Raw genomic sequence first — 22936 nt, forward strand, 5'->3', positions numbered from 1 at the left:
CCCGTCGAAGCCGGTCGAACGACAGCAACTGATTAGGGTTCTGAGCCGTGGGTATTCGAGAGGAAGTAATCCAAGAGCTGACCGGGCCCAGCGGGCTGTTCGAACTGACCACCGAGGAAGTGTTGGGACAACCGGCCGCGGTTTTTTCCGCTCGGATGCGATCGCTGCGGGAGATGGTGGCCAACACTGCCAACTTCGGCGACCGGGAATTCCTGGTGCTGGAAGATCAGCGGCACACCTTCGACGACTTCATCGCCCAAGTGGCGGCCGCGGCCTCCGCATTGCAGCAGCGGGGCATCGGCCGCGGTGACCGGGTGGCCATCTTCGCCGCCAACTGCCCCGAGTGGGTGGTGTCATTCTTCGCGGCCACCAGCATCGGCGCCATCGTGTCGGCCTACAACGGCTGGTGGACCACCGACGAGGTGGACTACGCCACCGCGCTCAGCGACCCCGCCCTAGTGATCGCCGACCGGCCCCGCCTGGAGCGCTCCGGCAAGGGCGACACCGATGCCCCGTGCCTGGTGATCGAAGACGATTGGGCCGAATTCATTGCCGCAGGTGCGGGCACCACTCTTGACGACATCGACGTCCCACTAGCCGAGGACGACCCCTCGGTGATCCTGTTCACCAGCGGCACCACCGGGCGCCCCAAAGGAGCGGTGGCCACGCATCGGGGGCTGATCGGTTTCGTGCAGTCCACCATGATGAACGGCGCGGTGCGGGTGTTCGCCGAGATGCGCACCAACCCCCCTGCCGACGAGGGCTCGGCGCCCAGCCCGCCGGCCCAGTCGGTCACGTTGGGCACCTCGCCGCTGTTCCACGTGTCGGGGCTGTACGGCACAACGCTTATCGCCATGGTCACCGGGGGCAAGATCGTGTATCGCCGGGGAAGGTTCGATCCTGAGGCAGTGCTCCAACTCATGCAAGACGAAGGGGTGACCTCCTTCGCCGCCCTGGGCAGCATCGGCTCCCGGCTGGTGAACCATCCCCGCTTCGGCGAGTTCGATACCTCCAGTGTGGTCAACGTGGGTTTCGGCGGTGCCCCGGCCAGCCCGGCGGTGCAAGACCTCATGCGCCAGGCCTTCCCCAACGCCGCGCCCGCGGTGGGGATGGGATACGGATCGTCGGAGTCGGTGGCGGTGGTCGCCACCATCGGTGGCACCGAGTACCGGGAGCGCCCCACCTCCTGCGGACGGGTGGCCATCGGATTCGAAGCCGAGATCCGCGACCCCGACGGCCAGGCGCTCCCCATCGGACAAGAGGGCGACATCTGGTGCCGCAGCGCCTACACCATGCTCAAGTACTGGAATGACCCCGAATCCACTGCGGCGACCATCGATGGAGATCGGTGGCTCAACACCGGCGACATCGGCTGCTTCGATGATGACGGGTACCTCTACATCAACTCCCGGGCCCGGGACATGATCCTGCGCAACGCCGAGAACATTTACCCCATCGAGATCGAGTACCGCCTCGATGCCCATCCGTCGGTGGCCGAGTCGGCGGTGTTTGGCGTCGAGCACTCCGAGATGGGCCAAGAGGTGAAGGCCGTGGTGGTGCTCAATGAGGATGCCGCGGTGGACCCCGACGACCTGGCCGCATGGTGCAAGGAAATGCTCGCCCCCTACAAGATCCCCTCTCTTTGGGAAATCCGCCCTACCCCCCTGCCTCGCAATCCCGCTGGCAAGATTGTCAAGCGGGAGCTGTACTCCTAGCCCCTACCAGACAGGGAACTTCGCCTTGTCGGGCAGCCCCGATCGTCCCACCACGGCCTCTCCCGCCTCTTGACAGCGGGTGTAGAAGGTGTCTTCGTCGATGGTGGTCATGCGGCCGTTCTCCACCACCTTCTGACCGTCCACAAACACAGTGTGGACACCCCGGCCGTCGGCCGACCACACGAGTTGGTTCATCACATTCAACAACGGCCGCCACTCGGGACGGTCGGTGTCGTGCACCACCACGTCGGCCAGCTTGCCCGGTTCCAGTGAGCCGATCTGATCTTCCATCAGCATGGTGCGGGCCCCGCCCAAGGTGGCCATCTCGTAGGCCTTCTCGGCCGGGAACATCTGGGGGTCCATCCGGGCGTCCTTGAACAAACCAGCCACCAGATAAGTGGCCCGCATCAGATCGGAGTAATTGGAGGCGTTGTTGCCGTCGGTGCCCAGACTCACGTTCACCCCGGCGGTGACCATCTCAGGCATCTTGCCGATCTGGGTTACGCCGTAGCTCACCTTGAGCGCGGTGGTGGGGCAGTGGACCACTGTCGATCCCGCCCCGGCCAGAAGCTGGATCTCCTGGTCGTCGACGTGCACGCAGTGGGTGATAGCGGTGTCGTCGCCCAGCACCCCCAGCTCATGGAGGTGCACCATGGGCCGCTGGCCGAACGCCGCTATGAAGGTGTCGGGATCCAACGTAGCCGGAGACATGTGGAAGCTGAGACCCACCTCGAATTCATCGGCCGCGGCCCGAGCAGCCTGCCACAGGGGGTCAGAGCAGGTGGTGTGGCCCACCACCATCGACCATGCCCCCAGCCTTCCCCCGGCCGCGCCCCGGAACCGCTTGACGGTGTCGCGCAGGTTGGCAATGGCCTCGTCGGTGTCTTGGCGGTACACGCTGGGCTCGGGCGGCAGATCCCATACCCACTTGCCGATCCGGCCCCGGATGCCGGCCTCGTCCAAGCCGTCCATCACTTCGTCGACGAAGCGGGTGGTTCCCGCCTCCAAGAAGCAGGTGGTGCCCGACTTGAGCATCTCCACCGCGGCCAACTGCCCCGACAAGCGCTCCTCCTCGGCGGTGTAGACCGAGTAGAGCGGGCAAAGCCACTGGAACACGTTCTCCTCGAACGGGGTGTCGTCGGGCACGTAGCCCCGGGTGAGGGGTTCGCCGGTGATATGAATGTGGGTGTTAACCAGCCCCGGGGTGACCACGAACCGATCCCCGCCTACTGTCTCGGCGGCCTGGTAGCGGGCTTCGAGGTCGGATGACTTGCCCACGTCGACGATCTGGTTTCCTCTGATAGCAACCGCGCCGTGGCGAATGATGTCGCGGGTCGGGTTCATGGTGACCACGTACCAGCCCTTGATCAGTGTGTCGACTTGCTCTGTCATTGAACTCCTTCATTCGATCGTACGCGTCCGGGCGGCGGGTCCTGTCGCCTGACGGCGGCCTGGCGTGCTTCGCGTGCGCCAGGTCCGCCTCCGGCACCACCCCCCGCCCTCACGTCACCATCTATCAATGAACCCTCCCCTTGGGAAAGTTTCTGGGTTTTGTGGCTATGTACGCGTATTGGTGGCCAATGGGTTCGATGAGGCGGAGGGCTTCGAAACCGGCATCCCGCAGCCACTCGGCGACCTGGGCCGCGGTGATGCCGAAGCCGTGAACGGTGCTGGCCATCATGGTCATCCCCATGAGCACACTGTGAGGGCTCCACTGGGGCTCGGGGGCGACAAAATAGTCGGCCAGTAGCAGTCGTCCCTCGGGGCGCAGCGCGTCGGCGGCTCGGGCGATGAGACTTTGGGCGCCGTCAGGGCCTTCGGTGCGGCACACATGGCCCAGCACCACGATGTCGTAGCCCTCGGGCTCGATGTCGATGGTGTGGAAGTCGCCGGGGAGAAAGTCGCAGCGGTCGGCCACGCCGTGCTCGGCGGTGGTTCGCTGGGCTACCTGGATCACTCCGTCAAGGTCGTTGATCACCGCGGTAGCCCCTGGGCAAGCCTTGAGCACGGCGATGGCCCACGGGGCTCCGCCGGCTCCCAGATCCAACACCCGTGGGGAGTCCAGGGCGCTGTAGCGCACCTGGAAGTCGGAACGGGTGGCGGCTCGGAGCATGGTGGTGAACGTGCCCTCCACCAGGGGGCGGTAGAAGTCGGCCGGGTCGTCGTCGATCGGCTCAGCAGGCCGTCCCGCCCGTATGGTGTCGGCTAACCGGGACCAGTTGTCCAGCGGTCCGAGGGCCACTGGCACCAGCGAGGCCATCGATGCCGCCCCGTCAATGGTGAGATAGCGAGCCGCAGTGTCGTTCAGGCCGTATCGACCCCCCACTCGCTCCAACAACCCGAGCACAGCCAGGGAGTCGAGCAGCGCTTCGAGATGGGGAGCCGACGCACCAAGATCGCTGGCCAACTCGGAGGCGGTCACCTCCGGCGGGATGCCGGGATGGGCACCTCGGTCGGACAGGGCGTCGAACACCCCCAGCTCAAGGGCCGCCACCAACACATGAAACGAGCCGAACCCGCTGATCACCGCCCACACCGGGGCCGACGGCGGGGGCTTGTAGTCGGTCCAGGGGCGGCCCACGCGCTCGGGAACATGCGACTTCTTCAGTTCGGGATACGGGGAATCAGCCACTCACTCGCCTTGGATCAGGGCTTGAGCAAGATCTTGCCGAAGAAGTCGCTGGCCAGCATTTTGGCCTGGGCGTCTGCGGCGTCGGCCAGGTCGAATACCGAGTCGACCGCGGCGGTGAATCCGTCGCCGCAGAACGTGTCCCACGCCGGGCCGAACTCCTCGGGGCGATAGGGGTCGGAACCCAGGATCTTGATGCCGGAGTGGTACACGTAGCCCAACGAGGGGATCACCGCCTCGTCGCCTGAGGAATTGCCGCAGTTCACCAGCCGACCGCCGATGCTCAGCGCGAACAGAGACGGGCCGAACAGCGCCGTTCCCACATGGTCGAACACCATGTCCACCCCCGCTCCGGCGGTCAGCTCCCGAGCCCACCCCGTCACATCACCGGTCCGGTTGTTCAGCGCGTGGGATGCTCCCAGCTCAAGGGCTTGCTGGCACTTCTCGTCGGTGCCCGCGGTGGCCAGCACCGTGGCCCCGGCGTTCACGGCAAATTGGATGGCAGCCACCGACACTCCCGACCCGGCCGCATGGATCATCACCGTCTCCCCCGCCGTCAGGCCGCCTACTTCAAACAGTCCATGAGCAGCGGTGAGGTAGCAGGTGGGGAAGGTGGCGGCGGCCTCCAGCGCCATGGCGTGGGGCACTGGGTAGACATGCGAGGCTGGCACTAGACACCGCTCGGCGTAGCCCCCGTCGACAGTGGCCCCGATGATGCCCAACTCGCCATAGAGATCGCCTCGGCCGCCCAACTTGGAGCGGTCGTCCACCCCGGCCAGCGACGGGTCCACCACCACTCGGTCGCCGACTGCCACCCCGTCGACCTCGGAACCGACCTCCGACACCACCCCGGCCACATCCATACCGGCAATGTGGGGCAGGGTGAAGCCGGGCATGGTGAACCAGCCATTGCGCTGCACCACGTCCAATCGGTTGAGCGCGGAGGCCACCACGTCCACCACCACATCCACCTGTCCAGGCTCGGGGTCGGCCACCTCCTCATAGCGGAGCACCTCCGGTCCGCCGGGCTCGTGGTATCGCATCGCCTTCATCGCCGTTCTCCTTGGTCTCGGCCTGCCTATTTCAGACCACGGATGAAGGGTCGGGCCAAGGCGGCCGGCGGTCGAACCCGTTTGGCGAAGATGGCCATGGCTCCGATTGTGACCAGGTAAGGCAGGGCCTGCAACAGCTCGGTGTTGAGCTCATAGCCCAGCCCTTGCAGCGACAACTGGAAAGAAAGCGCCCCGGCGAACAGGACGCAGCCCGCCATGGTGCCCCACAGTGTCCAACCGCCGAAGATCACCGCGGCGATGGCGATGAATCCTTGGCCGCCGATGACGGAATCGTCGAACGCGGCGATCCGAGCGAACAAGAAATAGGCCCCACCCAGCCCGGACGTGAACCCGGCGTAGTAGATCGACTGGCGACGGCGGCGGTTCACGTCGATGCCGCTGACATCGGCTGACTGGGGATTCTCCCCCGCGGCCCGCAGCTCCAAACCCCAACGGGTTCGGTACACCAGCCACCACGACACCGGCACCAGTACATAGAGGAGGTAGAACGGCCACGGCTCCCCGAACAACGCCTTGCCGAACAGGGGGATGTCCACCAGGATGGGGATCTCCACTGTTGAGGCCCGTTGGGCCTGGGGTTCGATTTCTCGATCCAGGAATCCCACCAAGCCGAACACCAGGATGTTGAGGGTGAGGCCAACCACGAACTGATCGGCAGTTAGGCGATGGCTCATCTCCGCCTGTACTGCGGCGATCAGCATTCCTCCGATCACACCGAATACCAAGCCCACCACGATCGAGTCGGAGATGTGATAGCCCAGAATCCCGGCGAAAGCTCCGCTCAGCAGCATCCCTTCCACGGAGATGTTCAAGGTTCCTGAGCGCTCGGCTACCCACTCTCCAGTGGCGGCAAAGGCCAGCAGCGCGGCAAACAGGGCGCCGTTGATATAGGTGGACTCGCTCGACAGCACATCGCCCACGGCAGAGAAGAAGTCGATCAGCATGATGGGCCTACCTCTGCAACGTCAATCAGCACAAAATCACACCCTCTCGGTAGCCGCGGCCCGAGCTCATCGACGATCCCGCAAGAAGACCACCGCGGGAGGAACCAGAAGGGCCAGCACCAAGAGCCCCTGCACCACATCGGTGATGCGGCTCTCCACCCCGGTGCTGTTCACAAAGCCGGCCCCATTCCGCAAACCCGCGAAGACGAAGGCGGCCACCACTGCGGGCAGCGCCCGCTCTCGGGCCAACAAGGCCACCAATAGTCCGGTCCAACCGATGTTGTCGGAGAATCCAGGCACCAGCCGGAAGTTGCCGAACGAGAAGCCACCGCCGGCGAACATGGCCGCCCCGGCCAAGCCGGCAAAGCCACCGCCGATGGCCAGCGCGGTTGCTCCGTAGACTGTGGACGACACCCCGGCACGCTGGGCGGCCCGGGGATTGTGGCCCAGCATCCGAAGCCGAAATCCCCACACCGTGCGGGCCAGCACATAGGCCACCGCCATGGCCAGGGCCAACGCCACATAGAAGGTGATGGGGAACTCATTGCCGAATATGTCGGGACGAGGGATCCGGTTGTCTTTGGCCAACTGCTCGCTCACCAGATTTCGGTTTCCCCGACTGGCCTCGTCGGCCAGCAGCAACCACTGCCACTTCAGGCCGTAACCCACCGCCTGAAGGGCCACAAACACCAACAGCAGGGTGCTCAGAACCTCGGGCACCCCCCGCCAGAAGCGCAGCAGTCCTGATATGGAAGCCCACGCCGCCCCGCCCAGAGCACCGAACAGCAGCAACAGCACCACGTTCAGCGGGCCGGGTCCGCCGATAAGGAAGCTGAAATACACCGCCACTGCCGCACCGACCAGCAGTTGGCCCTCTTGGCCGATGTTGATCAAGCCGGCTTTGGACGAGATCACCGTGCCCAAGGCCACCAAGAGCAGGGGTGCCGCGATGCCCAGAGTCCCTCCCCACCGGCCGGGCGCCAGAATGCTGCCGTCCACCAGGGCCTCCACCACCGGCCACCAGTCGCCCCCCGTGGCCTCCACAATCACGCTGGCCAGGGCCAGGGCCACGGCAACGCTGAGGGCGTAAAGGGCCACCCACTCGGTCAGCCGCGCCCCCCTCGTCATGCCTCGCTACCGCCCATCAGCAATCCGAGGGTTTCGAGGTTGGCCTCGGCGTGGGAGAGCTCACCCGCGATACGGCCCCGAGACATGACCAAGATGCGGTCGGCCAGTTCAAGGATTTCCTCAAGCTCGCTGGAGATCAACAGCACGGCCACGCCGTCAACCGCCGTCTGGCGTAGGCGATCGGTCATGTACTCAATCGCCCCTACGTCGAGTCCGCGGGTGGGCTGGGCAGCCACCAGCACATCAGGTTCGGCGGCCAGTTCGCGGGCCAGCACTACCCGCTGCTGGTTGCCGCCCGACAGCGACCACAGTGGTGCGTCGGGTCCGGAACAGCCGATGTCGAACTCCTCGATCATCTGCTGGGCGGTCTCGGTGGTCCGAGCCTTATCCATGACGCCATGACGGGCCACCCGGTGAGGGTCCACCATGAGCAGGTTCTCGGCCACCGTCATATCCAAGACCACGCCGGAGTCATGGCGGTCTTCGGGAATCACCGCCACCCCGGCTTTGGCCATGGCGCCGGGCGCGCCGGTAGGCACCTCTTTGTCCTTCACCACTACCCGTCCGGCATCCAGCGGGACGAGACTGGACAGCAGATCGCCCAGAGTCCGCTGGCCGTTGCCCTCCACGCCGGCCACACCCACGATCTCTCCGGCTCGAAGTTCCAGACTGATGTCGTCCAGCAGCCGCGCCCCGCCCCGGCCCCGCACGGTAACTCCTTCAATCCGCATCACCGGCTCATTCGACACCGCCGGTTCGGTGAGTCGGGGGTCTTCAGAGTCGACTGCGGATTCCCCTTCGGCATCATCGATTTCGGCGATTCCGAAGGCGGCCCGCTCCGAGCGGAGCGACACCTCGCGGCCCACCATGGCCCGGGCCAGACTGCGGGCATCGGCTTCCTGTGTGGGCCGGTGATCCACCACTCGTCCTTGGCGCATGATGGTGATCTCGTCGGTGGCGTGCAGCACCTCGTCCAGCTTGTGGCTGACTAGCACGACGGCTCGGCCTTCAGCGGCAACCACCTCTCTCAGCGTGCTGAAGAGCTGCTCCGACTCCTCGGGGGTGAGCACCGAGGTGGGCTCGTCGAACACCAGGATATGAGGGTCGCGGCGCAGGCATTTGATGATCTCCACCCTCTGGCGCAGGCCGGCGGTGAGCTCGCCCACTCGGGCGTCGGGATCGATGTCCAAGCCGTACTGCCGACTGATGGCCGCCACCCGGTCGCGCACACCCGCCGACTTCAGGCGACCCTCCTCGCCTAGGGCGACGTTCTCCCACACCGAGAGCTGGTCGACCAGGCTGAAATGCTGGTGGACCATGGCGATTCCCAGGGCGGAAGCGGCTAGTGGGTCGTGAATGGTGCGGAGTTGGCCGTCGATGCGGACCGACCCGGCGTCAGGCAGCACAAGGCCGATGAGCACCTTCATCAGCGTGGACTTGCCTGCTCCGTTCTCACCCAAGATGCCGTGGATGTGACCCCGATGCAGGGTCAGATCTACTTGATCGCAGGCGACGATCCCCCCGAACCTCTTGGTGATGCCGAGGAGTTCGACCGCCGGCGCCGAGGGGTCAGACCCCCCGGCGCCGGTCAATCCGGTCGTTGCGTCGGTCACCCGCCGCCGTAGGCGGCCCCGGAGATTCCGCCGAGCACGCCGAGCAGCTCACCGTCGGTGGTAACCGCTTCGAAGGCATCGGCCAGCAGTGCCTCTGCCTCCGCCGAAGGATCACACAGCTCGCCGCCGTTGAGGCCCGGCGCGGTCGGGAACTGATAGGTGGAACCCTCGGTCAGCTCGCCATCGATGATCAATGGCAGCACGATTCGGGCATAGCGGCCGGCGTCGAACACGATCGAGCCTGTCCAGTTGATCCCATCATCGCGAGAGCAGATGTCACCAGGACCGGCCGCGAACACTGCAATGCCCTCGTCGGTGGCCAGCTGGCCCACCGGGTTCAGCGCGCCGCCCAAGTAGGCATAGGCCAAGGTGGCCCCTTCGGCGATGGCGTTGGTGAGTGCGGCAGTGGCGTTGGCCGAGTTGTCGAAGTCGAACGGGAAGGCGCCGGTCGCCACATACTCCATGGTGAACGATGGGTCCACGGACTGGAGACCGTGCACGGTGGCGTTATAGGCCTCCTTCTCAAAGCCGAGGTCACAGCAGCCCAAGAACACCGCGGTGTCCCCGCCGTGGTCTTGCAATGTTGCGCCCATGGCCACGCCCGCGGTGTAGTGGATGGGAGAACCCCAGTCGGTGGCCTGGGCCAGTCCGGGAGTCTCCGGGTATCCGGCCCCGCAGTTGCAGTACCAGAAGATGTCGGGGTACTGCTCGGTGAGGTCGGCCAGTGGCTCGGCAATCTCGCTAGCGCCCACCAAGACGACGTCGACGCCCTGGGCGGCTAGGTCGGACATGGCTTGAGCGGCTTCGGCTGCGCCGATGTTGTCGGTCACGATGGGAGGGGCAAATCCGTTCTCAGCTGAGAACTCCTCGGCGAAATCCACCAGCGCCTGGTAGTAGCCCTGGTCGTCGCGAGGCCCGGCGGCCGCAACTCCGATGGTGAGGGTTCCGTCACCGTTCGCGTCAAAGGTGTCCAACAGCGCCTGCATCTCCGGATCCACTGGCGGCTCAGTAGGCTCGGGCTCCGGGGCTTCTGTCGGCTCCGGTTCCGGCGCGGGCGCCTCGGTTGGCGCAGGCGCTTCGACCGCCGCGCCCCCGTCATCGTCGTCGTCGTTGCCGCAGCCGGCGGCCACTAGGGCCAGCACCGACAGCAGCGCCGCCAGCACCATCAAGAGCCGAAGTCGGCCATTCGTTCGCTTGGTCATGGATTCCCCTCCTGTTTGGGCGATCTCTTGTCGATCAATCCAGGGCCTTAATCATGCCCCGTCAGAAGATTCTGTGCCTGTTGGCCAGTGGTGGCGGTAGCGCTGCACCAGCCAGCGGTTGAATTGCACATGGGACTCCTCCTGCCAGGAGTACCGTCCCCGCACCGCAAAGCGGGACCGCAGGCCCCGCTGCACCTTGGTGGTGGCGTCTTGGTCTTGGGCCACGAACACCTGCACGCCGTCGTCGCTGGCCTGGAACAAGTGGTCGAACATGGGGTGCTCCAGCGAGGTGGGATGCAGCAGGTAGCCGATCTCCACGTCGATGGTTTCGGCCGAGGTGGGCCGCACGATGAAGAAAAACGCCATGTCAGGAGCGGTGCCAAAGCACAGCGTGGGCGGGATCAGCGCGAAGGTCGACCGCCACCGTTCCTCCTCGGTGAGCTTGGGGAACACCGGCAACAGGGCCTTGCGGGTGGCGTTAAACCCGCCGTCGATGTGGGTGTAGCCGTTCTCCCGGAAGATCACATTGGAATCGTCCGACCACGGGACCGGGAACCGGGCCATCTCCGAGGGGCAGAAGTCCTGGATCACCTGGTGGAGGCGGTTGGCGTGGTAGCCGTCGTTGAAGTTCTCGAACATGACCTTCCAGTTCCAGGGCAGGTCTTCGAGGGTGAAGGTGCCCGGACACACGCAGTTGTCGAGTTCGTAGTTGGCCAGGTAGGGCTCATACCGCTCCAGGGTGGGAGCCAGCGGCGGGGCATCGGGATTGAAGTTGACAAAGATGAACCCGTGCCACAGCTCCACGGCCAAGTTGGGCAGGCCCCAATCGTCGTTGTCGAAGCCCTCGGTCTGCTCCATGGCTGGGGCACCCATCAGGCGGCCGTCCAGTCGATAGCTCCAGTGGTGGTACGGGCATCGGAAGGTGCGGCTGTTGCCCTCTCCCTCCGCCACCTGCATGCCCCGGTGGCGGCAGATGGCCGAGAATGCGGCGATGCTGCCGTCCCTCTGGCGAGCCACGATGACGGGCTCAGTGCTGACCGTGGCGGTGAACCAATCACCGGTTTCGGGAATGCGACTGGCCACCCCGACGCAGCACCATTCGTGCTCGAACAGGGCATGTCGCTCGAAGGACAAGAATTCCTCCGACGTGTAGATCTCAGGAGGAAGGGTCACCGCGGTGGCCACATCGGTGATCGAATCCTCGAACGAATCCAGCAACTCGCCGGTCAACATGGTCATCCGATCACGTCCTCGTGGCCTCCTGCGGGGCTTGTTCTTGGCTTTCTGCCTCTTGCCTTAGCAGGAACTTGCGGATCTTCCCGACGCTGGTTCGAGGCAACTCTTCCATAAGGGTAAACGAGCGGGGCAGCTTGGCCTTAGCCAGCCGATCTTGGCACCACGATGCCAGCTCATCATCGGTCGGGGGCCTGGCCGGATCGGCCGGGACTACGAAGGCCACCGGCACCTCGTCGCGCACCGGATCGGGAGCGCCTACCACCGCGGCCTCCAACACCGATGGGTGGCTGGCCAGCACCGACTCCACCTCAACGATGGAGACATTCTCACCCGCCACCTTGAGCACGTCGGAGTGGCGGCCGTCGAAGTAGTGGCGGCCGTCAGGCTCAACTCGGGCACGATCGCCGGTGCGAAACCAGCCGTCATCGGTAAACGAGGTTGCCGTAGTGTCGGGATCGTCCAGGTAACCGGCAAACAGCGTCATACCGGGTTCTCCCCCAACCAGTATCTGGCCGTCTCGCACGATTACCTGGCAGCCGGGGGTGACCTGCCCCATAGACGACGGTACGGGATTTTCGGGCGGCTCGGTGAGCACCGCGGGGACGGTCTCGGTCATGCCGTAGAGCTGGCGGGGACGGCAGCCGAACCAGTCGGCCAGGGTTTCGTACTGATCGTCGGCAATGTTCTGGGCGAACCAGCAGTGGCGCAGCTCCACCCCGTCGACCGGAGCGCCCCGGGCCAGAATCATCCGCATCGGTGCGGCGAACAGGCTGGCGCAGGTGGCCCGGTGGCGGGCGGCCTGGGCCAGGAATCCGCTGGCCGAGAAGGCAGGCATCAGCGCCACTGACGCCCCAGTCCAGATGGCTGAGGCGATGGAGTAGTACTGGGCGTTGGCATGAAACAGGGGCAGCACCACCAACTGGCGGTCGTCGGGAGCCAAGTCGGCTCGCTCGGCCATGACCTGGCCGCAGAAGGCGTAATTGGCCTGGGTGATCTCCACCCCTTTGGGCCGCCCGGTGGTTCCTGAGGTGAACATGACCGCGGCGCGGTCCCGAATGTCCACTGCGGGCCAGTCCACTCGGGCGCTTCCGAACAGCGCATCGAGGCTGCCACTGGCTTCGTCCAACTCGGTGATGGCCAAATCGGGACTCACTTCGGCAGCCTGGCGGTAGACATCGGCTCGGCTGGTAGCACAAAAGCCGGCCTTTGGGCGAGTGCGCTCAATGTGGTCGGCCAACTCTGGCGCCTTGCCCATGGGATCGGACGGCACGATCCACGCCCCCAGCCGATTGGCGGCCAGCCACAGGACCACGAATGCCGGAGTGTTGGTCAGCGCCAGATGCACAGAATCGCCGGGAACCACCCCCCGCTGGATCAATCCGGCGGCCACATCAGTGACAGCCGCGTCGAATTGCTCGTAGGTCCAGGATGCAGTGGTCCCGTCAGGTTGCTCGAAGATCAGAAAGACGGCATCGCCATCACGTTCGACCGCTCGTTCCCAAACGGACGAGAAAGTGACCGGATCAGTCATCGGGAGGTCCGTAGCCTCCGCCTCCGGGAAGGTCGAGGCGCACCACATCACCGGGATCGAGAGTGATGCGGCTCTGGGTGGTGACCGGCTCGCCGTTGACTTGGAACGATCCCGCCTCTCCCGGGCTCCCGCCGAAGATGCCCTGCGGAGGATCGGACAGGCGGCTGGTGACCGCGTTGAGCAGCCAGGGGCGGGAGGTGTCCACGCTGAACTCGATGGTCTGGCCCTTGCCGCCAGGCTGGGCTCCCGACCCTTCCGAACCGGGGCGCAGTGCCTTGCGGGTGAAGCGAACCGGCGCAGAGGCCTCCACCACCTCGATGGGCACCGCGCTCACCCCCGTGGGATAAGAGCAGGCGTCCAAGCCCGGCTTGGATGCCCGGGCTCCCACCCCTCCGGCGTAAGTGAACATGGCGGTGATGAACGGAGTTCCGTCGTCGTGGTTGCCGCTCACCTGCATGGTCCACACTGCGCCCGCCCCTTCGGCCATGGACTCCTCCGGCTTGACCTGGGCCAACGCCTTGAGCAAGGCATTGGGCAAGAACATTCCCACCACGTGGCGGGCCGTGCCGGGCTGGGGCAGCACCGCGTTGACGATCGAACCCTCAGGGGCAGCCATCTTGATGGGGGCCAGGCTGCCGTGGTTGTTGGGAATCTCGGGATTCAGCACCGAGCGCACGGTAAAAGTGGTGTAGGCGTGGGTGTAGTTGCGCACCACGTTGATGCCCCATGGGCTGGCCTCAGACGAGCCGGCGTAGTCGACGAATATCTCTCCGGCGTCGGGGTCCACCCGCAAGGAGCACACAATGTCGATTCGGCTGCCGTCGGCCAGATCCAGCACCGCGTCGGCCTGGTAGTCGCCGGCGGGCATCTCAGCGATGCTGGCCCGGGTGGCCGCCTCGGAGCGATCGATGATCTCATCGGCAAGGTCCTCGATGTCGTCAAGGTCGTAGGAATCGCACAGCGCGCCGAGGCGCTGGGCCCCCACCTCTCCCGAGGCCATCTGAGCGTGCAAATCGCCGGCCATGTGGTCGGGCTGGCGGACGTTGGACAAGATGAACTTCCACACGTCCTCGTTGCGCTCGCCGGCCCGCATGAGCTTGCAGATGGGGATCCACAGGCCCTCTTCGAAGCAGTCCCGGGCTCCGGCGCCGATGCCATAGCCTCCGACATCGGTGTGATGGATGGTGGAGCCGAAGTAGGCGATGGGCACGGGATCGCCCCCGGCTGCCGGCGCACGCCACACCGGAACCAGCACGGTCACGTCCAGCAGTTGGCCCGCGGTGAGATAGGGGTCGTTGGTGACCAGCACGTCGCCGGGTTCGAGGGCTTCGGGGGGGAACTCTTCCAGCATGTTGGCCGCGCCGATGGCCAGAGAGTTGATATGTCCCGGAGTGCCGGTTACCGCCTGGGCCACCATGCGGCCCCGCTTGTCGAACACGGCGTTGGCCAGATCGCCGGCCTCGCGCACTATGGGGCTGAACGCGGCCCGCTGAAGGGCTCGAGCCTGCTCGTTCACCACCGAGATGAGCGACTGCCACAGGATTTCCAGTTGAATGGGGTCGTAGGTGGTCTGGGTCACATCTCCTCCAAGACAGCGACGAGGCTGGCGTCTTCCGCAACCGTCACATGCCACCTAGGGCGAACAACCGAGGTTGTCTCCCGTTCTTCGACCAAGGCCGGGCCCGGGAAAGACGCACCGATAGCCAAGTCGGCGCGGCGGTAGACCGGCACCTCTACTGCGTCCTGCTCTCGCCCGAACACCGCGGTGCGGATCGAAGCCGGCAGAGGCTGACTGTCGCCCGAAGTCTCGGGCGCCTCGGCACCACCCAACTCAGCTGGGTCGGCTCGGGCTGATAGCCGCCAAGTGACCACCTCGATAGGCACATCGTCGATGGTCATGCCGTAGATGCGGCGATATTCCGACTCGAACGCCCCGATTACCTCATCGTCAGGGGCTGCCCAGGCATCTCCTTCGCCCACCCCGACGGTGATCTCGTTGCCTTGGCCGGTGTAGCGGGCGTCGATGCCATAGCGGAATCTGATATCGGCCTCGGGCACACCGGCGCTGAGCAACACCCGGCGGCCTTCTTCCCGCAGCTCGTCCAGGAGGCCGTCCCTCTCAACGGGGTCCACTTCAGCCAGCTTCACCGGCATGGAACGAGCCAGGTCGATCCTCACCGGCGAGACCAGGGTTCCGAACGCCGACAGCACGCTGGCGTTCACCGGGAACACCACCCGATCCGAATCCAGCAGCTCGGCCACTCGACAGGCATGGGGCGGCCCAGCACCGCCGAAGGCCAGCACGGTCACGCCCCGCAGATCCACCCCCCGCTCCACTGCATGCATGCGGGCGGCGGCAGCCATGTTCTGGCTGACCACCTCGTACATCCCCGCGGCGGTGTCGATAGATGACAGGCCGAGACCGTCGGCCAAGGGCTCGATGGCGGACTGGGCAAGCCCGGCGTCCAAGGGCATGTCGCCCCCCAAAAAGGCGTCGGGGTCCAGCAGACCGAGCACCACATCGGCGTCGGTTACCGCAGGCTGATCGCCACCTTGGCCGTAGCAGGCCGGGCCGGGGTCGGCCCCCGACGACTCAGGCCCCACCTTGAGCAGTCCGAACTGGTCGAGATGGGCCAGGCTGCCGCCTCCGGCACCGATCTCCACCAAGTCGACCGAGGGCACCGACACCGGAAAACCCGATCCCTTCTTGAACCGGTAGCGCCGGGCCACCTCGAAGGTGGTGGTCAACGCGGGCTCGCCTTCTTCCACCAGGGTGGCCTTGGCGGTGGTGCCGCCCATGTCGAAGGCCAGCAACCGGTCCTCCCCCATGCGGCGGGCGAACCAGCGGGCGGCCAGAGCCCCGGCAGCCGGGCCCGATTCCACCAGCCTTATGGGAGCGGCCGCCGCGTCGTCGGCCGACACCACTCCCCCATTGGACAGCATCATCAACACCGACCCGCCGAATCCCTCGGCCGACAGCCACTTCTGAAGTTCGTCTAGGTACGGCCCAATGATCGGCATGGTGGCCGCGTTGCAGGCCGCGGTGATCATGCGGGGGTACTCCCGGATCTGGGGCGAGATGTCGGCTGAGGCGCACACTGGCACGCCCAGTTCCCGGCGCAGCTCGTTCGCCAGCAGCCGCTCGTTGGACGGGTTGACGTAGGAGTTGAGCAGGCACACCGCCACCGATTCGACCCCGGCCGCCTCCAGCCCTCGTACCAGCGCAGCAATGGCCTCAGGAGACGGCACGTCCAGCACCTCTCCGGTGGCCGCAGTGCGCTCATCGATTTCGAAGGTGAGTTCCCGGGCGATGGGGGGATCGGGAAACTCGATCTGGAGGTCGTACATGTCGTAGCGGTGCTCGTCGCGTATCAGCAGGGTGTCGCCGAAACCGGTGGTGGTGACCAGTGCGGCCCGTCCGGTCTTGTTCTCGATCAGGGCATTGGTGATGAGCGTGGTGGCGTGCACGATGGGGGCGGTGATCTCGCCGGGGGCTACTCCGGCTCGGCCCAGCAGCTGGCCCACCGCGGCCTGCACCCCTTCGAGGGGAGCGGCCGGAGTGGTGAGGGCCTTGTTGACCGTTACCGAGCCGGTGGCGGCATCCAACAGCACTGCATCGGTGAACGTGCCCCCTATGTCAACCGCCAAACGCCAATCCGACATTGCGTTAGCTCTCGAGCGGCCTGAAGATGGAATCAGACACTGCTCTAGCCGGCAAGCAGGTCGTCGCGGGGCGGGGTGAACACGTCGATAATCCAGCACTCCCCGTACTCGTCGTCGCCGATGAACACCGAGTCGCCGTGCCACACCCCTTTGGGGGCGATATAGGCCTCGCCCTCGCCCAACACCACCCGCTCTTCGCTGTCCGGATCGTCGTTGATGCGGAAGTCGAGCTTGCCCCGCACGATGATGCCGAGCTGCTCGTGGTCCTCGTGGCGGTGCAGGAACGATCCGGTGGCTCCTCCGGCGATCCGCCAGAAGCAGAGCTGAAGCCCGTCGCCAGTGATGACCCGACGCCGGAATCCCTCCCTTTCGGTGTCGATGAACAGGTCATCGTCGTAGAAGTAGCAGTACTGGTTGGTCAGATTCATAGTAGAGGCCTTGCTTATCTAGTCGTCGGCGGCCAGAGCGGCAAAACGTCGCTGTTCCTGGTCAAGATCTAGAGGGCGGATGATGGCCTGGTTCTCCTCGTCACCCCAGTGCTCAACGGGAACCAGCCACATCACCTCGAACTCCAAACCGTCGGGGTCTTTGGCATAGAGGCTCTTGTTGGCCCCGTGGTCGCTCTCGCCGTAGAGAGCGCCCGCATCCACCAGCCGCTGGCGAATGTCGGCCAGCTCTTCCAAGGTGGGCACCTCCCAGGCAATGTGATACATCCCCACCGACCGGCGGCCAGCTGCCGACGGCTCAGCCCCGTCGCCAATGGAGAAGAAGGCGATGTCGTGATGGTTCTCCGACGCCGGAGCCCGCATGAACACGAACTGCCCCGGCTCGTCGATGATGGTCTCAAACCCCAGCACATCGGTATAGAACTGTTGCTGGCGGCGGGCATCCCGCACATACAGCACCGCATGGTTCATCCCGGTGATCATCGGACGTTCCCTCTCATCAACACCCAGCGTATCCAATCCAATGCTGGCCCCAATCAGGCAGGCACGACTTCATCCGCTAGAAACCACTCCAGGGCAGTTTCGGCTCAACTTCATGAGCCTGGCACTGAGAGTGGGGTCAAGTGCCATCAGACTGCACCCCGGCACTGTGTCAGTTCAATAGCAGTTGTTTGGTGCCCTCGGGCTGCCAAGTGGCGATTCCAGATTCGGGAAAGGCCTCAGTGCTGGATTTCGATGAGACGGGAGATGGCCCCGAACGCGCCTGCCCAGAGGGAATGTCGGCGTATGGCTTGGGGGGCGGCCCCGAACGGGTTCGGTCGGTCGGGAGGTCGGTGTAGGGCGATGGCGGCGGTCTTAGTTCGTAGACCCCGTTTTGGTCTCGACTTACGATCCAGCCGTCGTCGTGGATGTTGTGGTGGCAGGGTTTGCAGACCAGCACGAGGTTGTCGATGTTGGTGCGGCCGCCGGTGAGCCATTCTTCGATGTGGTGGGCCTCGCACCAAACCGCTGATCTTCCGCAACCGATGCAGTGCTTGTCGCGGACGATGAGCGCGGCCCGCTGGGCCTCGGTGGCCGACCGGTACTTGCGGCCTACCCACAGCTGTTGGCCCTCGGTGTCGTACACGGCGGGCAGAATGTCGGCGTTGCAAGCCAGCCGCAGGACCTCGTCAACCGGCAGTGGCGTGCCGTCGAGCAGTCGTGCGTCGGCCAGCTTCTGATTCAGCGCGTCCCAATCAGCGGTCAAGATCAAGGTGGCCCGAGGCGGGGTGCGGTCGCCGGTGTCGGCACACACCAGGTTCTCCAGCGCGTCGGCCATCCGCTGGCCGAATGTTGTCTGGTCGGCTGCGTCCTCGTCGTTGCGCTGGCGGCGCACCTCATCGGCCAGCGCGGCCTCGATCCGGTTCCCCGCTTCGGGGTCGAACCGGCCGTTCAAGATGAACATGCCATCCTCAATCGACTTGAAGAAGCCCAAGTCTCGACGCTTCCGTTGCTTGGCCAAAAGCGACTTGCCGTCGTCGGGCGACTGCTCGTGCTGATGGTCGCGCAAGGTCCGGGAGAACGTGCCGAAATCCTCGCGCCGGGCCGCCTCCACCAACACCGACTCGTCCACCGGACCCTGCGAGGCGGCCTTGGCGATCTGCTTGGCATGGTCTTCAGGAATCTCCCCCGCGCCCAAAGCATCAAGCGTCTCAGGAACCTGCGAAAGCTGCGACGCGGCTTCCACCTCCCGGCGGGCCTGCTGCTTGGACGCCTGAAGCTCCTCCAAAGCCACCCGCCGCGCCGAGCCCTCCCCGCCCCGGCTGGCATACGCGGCCAACGCCGCCGTCTTCATCGCCGCCAACCGGGCCTCGGCTCTCTTGATGAGAACCAGTCGCTCCCGCAGCTCAGACAACGACAGACCGGCCACATCAACCGCCTCCGGCCAAACCTGCCCCGACAGCCCACTGCCAGTTCGTTTCCCCTGCTCACAGGGTCTAAATTCCATACATGCAAGTTTACCCAACCCAGTGACAACAACCATTCGAATAAACGGGATTAAGCGAAATAAACCTGTTATTTATTGATATCAATCTGAACATAATAAACAACACCCACATTTCCCTCACAGCACATCCGATCGGCAGTGCTCGACCCGCCACCCGTCGATTAGCCCCTTAGCGGGGCCTGCCAAGCTCAGGTGTCGAGGGCTTGCATCGCGGCCCAACCGGCGACAGGAGTGTCTGAATCGGCGTTGGGCTTGAGGTCCCACCAGATGGAGGCATACGCCTCCGGCTTTCCCCTGCGTAGTGCAAACAGGATTCCAGGATGCACACCATTGTCAGCGGCAAACCGCTGGGCGGCTGCCGCGAACCCGCGGTCCGAGCCGTCGGATTCGGACTCAGCGCAGGCCACCAACGATTCGCACAGTCCGATTCGTGCCGCAGCCTCCTTCTCTAACTGGGCCAGTGTCCCTTTGATCCACCCGTGGAACTCATCGGGGACGACTTCAAACAGCGCCTTCACTGCATCGGTCTGCCGCAGCATTCCCTCGACAACAGACGGATCCAGGTGCAGCCGAGCAGCGATCCGCTTGGCCGGCATTCCTCGTTCGTCCATGGCGCGAACCGCGGCAACCCGCCAAACGGCAGTGCCAGTCAACCCGGTAACGATCTTGTGGAGTTCCAGGTAGTCGGCCCACTTCATTTTGATTCGAGGATGTGGCTCGGCGGGACCGGTGTCGAAACGGATTACGAATCCCTCTTCGATACCGTCGCTAGGACGCGGGTGTTCCATATGCGCGGCAAGATCGGCCAGAGTCTCGAACCTGATCTGCGCGGCTTGAGGGCCCGGCCAGTCATAGCGTTCAAGGGGCAGATCGGCGCCGGTGGCGTTGTCGATAACCGCCAACAGCACGAGGTCGCGCATTCCCCGGTAGTCCACAACGATCCGGTTCGAGGGGTAGACGATCTCAAACAACGGGGTCACACCCGGCCCGAAGTCCAGACCCTCATACTTCTCTTGCCAGATGCGGGTCCCTTCCCGCGCCTGGTCTGAGCGAGTAGACCCCCGGGTGCTGATCCGCTTGGTGCCGTCCAGAGCCGTGTAGAGGATGCCCAACGACCCGTCCCACTTCTCGGTTACGATCATGGTTGCGTCCGAGGGCAGGACGGGTACCTGCGGCTCATCATGGTTGAAGAACTTCCCGAACGGGCGGGCAACCACCTTCCCATCGGCATCTGCAATTAGCCCGCGGCACACCAGCGTCGCTTCGTTCCACGTCCCCGAGTACTGCGTAGCTGCCGTGTAGTTGTAGACGATCAGCCCTTCTTCGCTACGGGCCGAGATATAGCCATCGGCCACCGCCCGAGCCAAGAGCCCTTCATCGACAATATCCCCTAGCATCACCACCACATCGCAACGCTAACGCTCCCCACACACCCCCTAAGCAGGAATTATGAAGCGACGCTGGAGCAACTAGAAGATGATCACCGATTCGAGTGGGGGGTCGGTGTTGAATGACAGGCTCTTGGATTCAGGAAGCTCGTCCAGCGGGGTGTGGACTTCGGCCACTGGGGGGCCGATGCGGGCCGCGATGGGAGCCAGGGCCTCGGTATCGAAGGCATAGAGATCGGCGGCCACGTCGGTGAGCATCTTTTGGCACTCGTCTTCCGGAACGTCCCACATGGTGGCGGCCAGCGCTTCGGTGGTGTAGCCGATAGAACCCTCGTCGTGGGGGAAATCGGCTCCCCACATGATGGTGTCCACCCCAACCGCATGGCGGTACTGGACTTCGGATCGGGGCAGCATGGAGGCTCCAATGCGGCAGTTGCGCTGCCAGTACTCGAGGGGCGACAGCGAAAGTCCGTCCACCGTTTCGGAGCCGAAAGTGGGGGCGTAGTTGAGGGTGCGGGGATCGTGGGCGTACTTGCTCTGGATGTTGCGGAGCCGCTGGTCGATGCGGTTCAGCTCTTCGAGAATCCACCGCATCCCCCACATCTCGGTCCACACCACTCGCAGATCGGGGAAGCGCTCGAAAACCCCGCCCAAAATGAGGTGGATGAGCGTGCGCTTGGGCCACAGCTCGTACTCGGCGAACGTCACTCCCCAAGCCACCGGATCGTCGCCCAAGTCGGGGCAGCCCGAGCCCATGTGCTGGTGGACCGGCATGCCCAGCGAACTGCACACGTCCCACAGCGGGTCATAGCGGGGATGGAAGAACGGCTCGACAACATGGTTGGGCGGGATGGCGGGGATCATCACTCCGCCAATCACCCCGGTCTCGGCCGCCCACCGCACTTCGGCAATGGCGTCGTCCAGGTCATTGGGCAGCAGTTGGATGAGGCCCTTGCGCCGCTTGGGCTCGTAGCCGCAGAACTCCACCAGCCAACGGTTGTGGGCTTGCAGACCGGCCCACCGGCGGGCATAGGCCGACGCTGAATCGGGCACGCCGGACAGGTGGACGAGGATGTCGTAGAAGGGGGTGAGCGTGTTGGGAAACAACACCTCGCCGGAGATGCCCTCGGCGTCGCAGGCCTCAGAGCGAGCGTCGCTGTCCCAGTTGACCTTGGCTGCGTCCATGTCCCGCAGGTCTACCCACGGGTTAGTGATAGCCGCCTCCCAAGCGTCGAACTCGTCGTGCCACGCGGGGTCCAAGAACTCCCTGTAGGTGCAGGTTTGGGCGCCGGCGTGGGTGTCCGAAGACAGGATCATGTAGCGCTCGTCAGCCTGGTTTTGGGCCATGCCCCAGACTATTGCACTCCCCGCTGTAAATTCCCGGCGGCGGAACCGGGCAATCTGGGCTACAGCTCGAAGACTCGGAGGTCGGGGCGGTCTTCGAGGAGGTAGTGGTTGGTGAGGTCTTCGGTGAGGTGGCGGCCGTGGTAGGCGTCGAGGGCGTCGAGGGTGAGGCCGTCTTCTTGGTAGACGGCCAGCTCCCGTTCCGGCTCGCTGAGACGGCTCACGATGTCGCCAGAGATGTGGAAGGTGCGCCCGGTCACGTGGCGGGCGGCGTCGGTACACAGCCACACCACCAGCGGAGCGATCTTGCGGGGGGCCAGCGCGTCGGGGCTGGTGTCGGGGGCTGGGGCCGAGGCGGCCCCCCGGGGAGCCATGGTGAGGGCCATGAGGTCGGTCCACCGAGCGGTGCGGATGGCGTACTCCGCGGTTGACGCCCCTTCGGCACGGGGTCGGATGGCATTGCACCGCACCCCGAAGCGGCCCAACTCCCGGGCCGCGGTGCGGGTCAAGCCGATCACACCCTCTTTGGCCGCGGAGTAGGCACAGTGCGACGGATGGCCGAAGCCCGAACCCGAGCTGGTGTTGATGATCGCGCTGGTCTCCTGCTGCACCAGATGGGGAACGGCGTGCTTGATCATGGCGAAATAACCCTTGAGGTTGACATTCACGGTGAGGTCCCACTCCTCCTCGGTGAAGCGCCAGATGTCGTTGTTGCGCCCTGCGGTGGCGTTGTTGACCAGGATGTCGAGGCGGCCGAAGGCGTCTACCGCCTGCTGCACGATCTCGGCTGCGCCGTCCCAGGTTGCCGAGGTGCTGCTGGCCACCGCCTCGCCTCCGGCATCGATGATCTCGCCCGCCACCCGCTCGGCGTTGGCCGCCACCCCATCGGGGGTCTTGCGAAGGCCCAGGTCGTTGACCAGCACTTTGGCCCCCTCAGAAGCCAGCAGGTGGGCATGCTCTCGCCCGATGCCACCCCCTGACCCGGTCACGATTGCCACTTTGCCGTCCAGACGATTTCCCATGCCTCCACCGTAATG

At 65.0% G+C, this 22936-nt stretch carries 18 protein-coding genes; 1 reads left to right on the top strand and 17 read right to left on the bottom strand.

What is annotated here, in order from left to right:
• Window positions 1-47: 47 nt before the first annotated feature.
• Window positions 48-1715, top strand: a complete 1668-nt coding sequence (locus ACOGXH_RS13185; RefSeq protein WP_419929553.1) for a class I adenylate-forming enzyme family protein — start codon at window positions 48-50, stop codon at window positions 1713-1715.
• A gap of 3 nt (window positions 1716-1718) precedes the next feature.
• On the opposite strand, the gene ACOGXH_RS13190 is transcribed toward ACOGXH_RS13185, so the two are convergent.
• From ACOGXH_RS13190 to ACOGXH_RS13270, 17 genes are all read right to left on the bottom strand, one after another.
• Window positions 1719-3107 carry an amidohydrolase family protein gene (locus ACOGXH_RS13190; protein ID WP_419929554.1) on the bottom strand — a complete coding sequence of 463 codons (1389 nt, stop codon included), beginning with the start codon at window positions 3105-3107 and terminating at the stop codon, window positions 1719-1721.
• A gap of 124 nt (window positions 3108-3231) precedes the next feature.
• Window positions 3232-4347 carry a methyltransferase gene (locus ACOGXH_RS13195; RefSeq protein ID WP_419929555.1) on the bottom strand — a complete coding sequence of 372 codons (1116 nt, stop codon included), beginning with the start codon at window positions 4345-4347 and terminating at the stop codon, window positions 3232-3234.
• Window positions 4348-4361: 14 nt separating this feature from the next.
• Window positions 4362-5396 (bottom strand): zinc-binding dehydrogenase, encoded by a 1035-nt coding sequence (locus ACOGXH_RS13200; protein ID WP_419929556.1) that lies wholly within the window; start codon window positions 5394-5396, stop codon window positions 4362-4364.
• Window positions 5397-5422: 26 nt separating this feature from the next.
• Window positions 5423-6361 carry an ABC transporter permease gene (locus tag ACOGXH_RS13205; protein WP_419929557.1) on the bottom strand — a complete coding sequence of 313 codons (939 nt, stop codon included), beginning with the start codon at window positions 6359-6361 and terminating at the stop codon, window positions 5423-5425.
• 66 nt (window positions 6362-6427) lie between these two features.
• Window positions 6428-7489 carry an ABC transporter permease gene (locus ACOGXH_RS13210; RefSeq protein ID WP_419929558.1) on the bottom strand — a complete coding sequence of 354 codons (1062 nt, stop codon included), beginning with the start codon at window positions 7487-7489 and terminating at the stop codon, window positions 6428-6430.
• Window positions 7486-9102: an ABC transporter ATP-binding protein gene (locus ACOGXH_RS13215; protein WP_419929559.1), complete on the bottom strand. Its 1617-nt coding sequence runs from the start codon at window positions 9100-9102 to the stop codon at window positions 7486-7488. Before ACOGXH_RS13215 ends, ACOGXH_RS13210 begins: the two co-directional genes overlap by 4 nt.
• Window positions 9099-10304, bottom strand: a complete 1206-nt coding sequence (locus tag ACOGXH_RS13220; protein ID WP_419929560.1) for a hypothetical protein — start codon at window positions 10302-10304, stop codon at window positions 9099-9101. The genes ACOGXH_RS13215 and ACOGXH_RS13220 overlap by 4 nt, the downstream gene beginning before the upstream one ends.
• Window positions 10305-10355: 51 nt before the next feature.
• Window positions 10356-11543 (bottom strand): aromatic ring-hydroxylating oxygenase subunit alpha, encoded by a 1188-nt coding sequence (locus ACOGXH_RS13225; protein ID WP_419929561.1) that lies wholly within the window; start codon window positions 11541-11543, stop codon window positions 10356-10358.
• Window positions 11544-11547: 4 nt separating this feature from the next.
• On the bottom strand, window positions 11548-13071 hold the full coding sequence (locus ACOGXH_RS13230) for a class I adenylate-forming enzyme family protein (protein WP_419929562.1): 1524 nt from the start codon (window positions 13069-13071) through the stop codon (window positions 11548-11550).
• Window positions 13064-14650 carry a hydantoinase B/oxoprolinase family protein gene (locus ACOGXH_RS13235; protein WP_419929563.1) on the bottom strand — a complete coding sequence of 529 codons (1587 nt, stop codon included), beginning with the start codon at window positions 14648-14650 and terminating at the stop codon, window positions 13064-13066. The genes ACOGXH_RS13230 and ACOGXH_RS13235 overlap by 8 nt, the downstream gene beginning before the upstream one ends.
• A complete protein-coding gene (locus ACOGXH_RS13240) occupies window positions 14647-16734 on the bottom strand; it encodes a hydantoinase/oxoprolinase family protein (RefSeq protein ID WP_419929564.1) in 2088 nt (695 codons plus the stop codon). The genes ACOGXH_RS13235 and ACOGXH_RS13240 overlap by 4 nt, the downstream gene beginning before the upstream one ends.
• 44 nt (window positions 16735-16778) lie before the next feature.
• A complete protein-coding gene (locus ACOGXH_RS13245; RefSeq protein ID WP_419929565.1) occupies window positions 16779-17162 on the bottom strand; it encodes a cupin domain-containing protein in 384 nt (127 codons plus the stop codon).
• 18 nt (window positions 17163-17180) lie between these two features.
• Window positions 17181-17663 carry a VOC family protein gene (locus ACOGXH_RS13250; protein ID WP_419929566.1) on the bottom strand — a complete coding sequence of 161 codons (483 nt, stop codon included), beginning with the start codon at window positions 17661-17663 and terminating at the stop codon, window positions 17181-17183.
• A gap of 169 nt (window positions 17664-17832) precedes the next feature.
• A complete protein-coding gene (locus ACOGXH_RS13255; protein WP_419929567.1) occupies window positions 17833-19167 on the bottom strand; it encodes a DUF222 domain-containing protein in 1335 nt (444 codons plus the stop codon).
• A 188-nt stretch (window positions 19168-19355) separates the two neighbouring features.
• Window positions 19356-20564, bottom strand: coding sequence for an RNA ligase (locus ACOGXH_RS13260; RefSeq protein WP_419930375.1), 1209 nt, complete (start codon window positions 20562-20564; stop codon window positions 19356-19358).
• 72 nt (window positions 20565-20636) lie between these two features.
• The gene (locus ACOGXH_RS13265) at window positions 20637-21902 is read right to left on the bottom strand and encodes an amidohydrolase family protein (protein ID WP_419929568.1); all 1266 of its coding nucleotides are present in this window, start codon (window positions 21900-21902) and stop codon (window positions 20637-20639) included.
• A 59-nt stretch (window positions 21903-21961) separates the two neighbouring features.
• Window positions 21962-22921 carry an SDR family NAD(P)-dependent oxidoreductase gene (locus tag ACOGXH_RS13270; protein ID WP_419929569.1) on the bottom strand — a complete coding sequence of 320 codons (960 nt, stop codon included), beginning with the start codon at window positions 22919-22921 and terminating at the stop codon, window positions 21962-21964.
• Between the last annotated feature and the right edge of the window lie 15 nt (window positions 22922-22936).

The sequence above is a fragment of the Candidatus Poriferisocius sp. genome (assembly GCF_965208355.1).
Classification (GTDB): domain Bacteria; phylum Actinomycetota; class Acidimicrobiia; order Acidimicrobiales; family Bin134; genus Poriferisocius.